General features: G+C 53.9%; 1 rRNA gene. It reads left to right on the top strand.

Annotated features, from left to right (window positions below):
- Positions 1-1,242, top strand: a 23S ribosomal RNA gene (locus tag WKU33_RS18895); the annotation flags it as partial.
- Positions 1,243-1,260 lie beyond the last annotated feature (18 nt).

Below are 1,260 nucleotides of genomic sequence, written 5' to 3'. Positions count from 1 at the left end.
ATCCTAAGGTGAGCGGGAGAACTCTCGTTAAGGAACTCGGCAAAATGACCCCGTAACTTCGGGAGAAGGGGTGCTTCTTTTAGAAGAAGCCGCAGTGAATAGGCCCAAGCGACTGTTTATCAAAAACACAGGTCTCTGCGAAGCCGAAAGGCGAAGTATAGGGGCTGACACCTGCCCGGTGCTGGAAGGTTAAGGGGAAGAGTTAGCCGTAAGGCGAAGCTTAGAACCGAAGCCCCAGTAAACGGCGGCCGTAACTATAACGGTCCTAAGGTAGCGAAATTCCTTGTCGGGTAAGTTCCGACCCGCACGAAAGGTGCAACGACTTGGGCACTGTCTCAACGAGAGACCCGGTGAAATTATACGATGTGTGAAGATGCACATTACCCGCGACAGGACGGAAAGACCCCGTGGAGCTTTACTGTAGCTTGATATTGACTGTTTGTGCAGCTTGTACAGGATAGGTGGGAGCCGTGGAATCGGGAGCGCTAGCTTCCGTGGAGGCACCCGTGGGATACCACCCTAGCTGTATGAACATTCTAACCCAGGACCGTGATCCGGTCCGGAGACAGTGTCAGGCAGGCAGTTTGACTGGGGCGGTCGCCTCCCAAAAGGTAACGGAGGCGCCCAAAGGTTCCCTCAGAATGGTTGGAAATCATTCGCAGAGTGTAAAGGCACAAGGGAGCTTGACTGCGAGACCTACAAGTCGAGCAGGGACGAAAGTCGGGCTTAGTGATCCGGTGGTTCCGCATGGAAGGGCCATCGCTCAACGGATAAAAGCTACCCCGGGGATAACAGGCTTATCTCCCCCAAGAGTTCACATCGACGGGGAGGTTTGGCACCTCGATGTCGGCTCATCGCATCCTGGGGCTGTAGTCGGTCCCAAGGGTTGGGCTGTTCGCCCATTAAAGCGGTACGCGAGCTGGGTTCAGAACGTCGTGAGACAGTTCGGTCCCTATCCGTCGTGGGCGCCTGGAAGTTTGAGAGGAGCTGTCCTTAGTACGAGAGGACCGGGATGGACACACCGCTGGTGTACCAGTTGTTCCGCCAGGAGCATAGCTGGGTAGCTACGTGTGGAAAGGATAAGTGCTGAAAGCATCTAAGCATGAAGCCCCCCTCAAGATGAGACTTCCCATCACTTCGAGTGAGTAAGATCCCTCAGAGACGATGAGGTTGATAGGTTCGAGGTAGAAGCATGGTGACATGTGGAGCTGACGAATACTAATCGATCGAGGACTTAACTAACTTCTATTTTGATGTCGT

The organism is Oceanobacillus sp. HCA-5259 (assembly GCF_037892815.1).
GTDB classification, from domain to species: Bacteria; Bacillota; Bacilli; order Bacillales; family Amphibacillaceae; genus Oceanobacillus; species Oceanobacillus indicireducens.
Note: the sequence above shows the minus strand (reverse complement) of the source record. Positions and strands in the feature narration are given on the sequence as shown.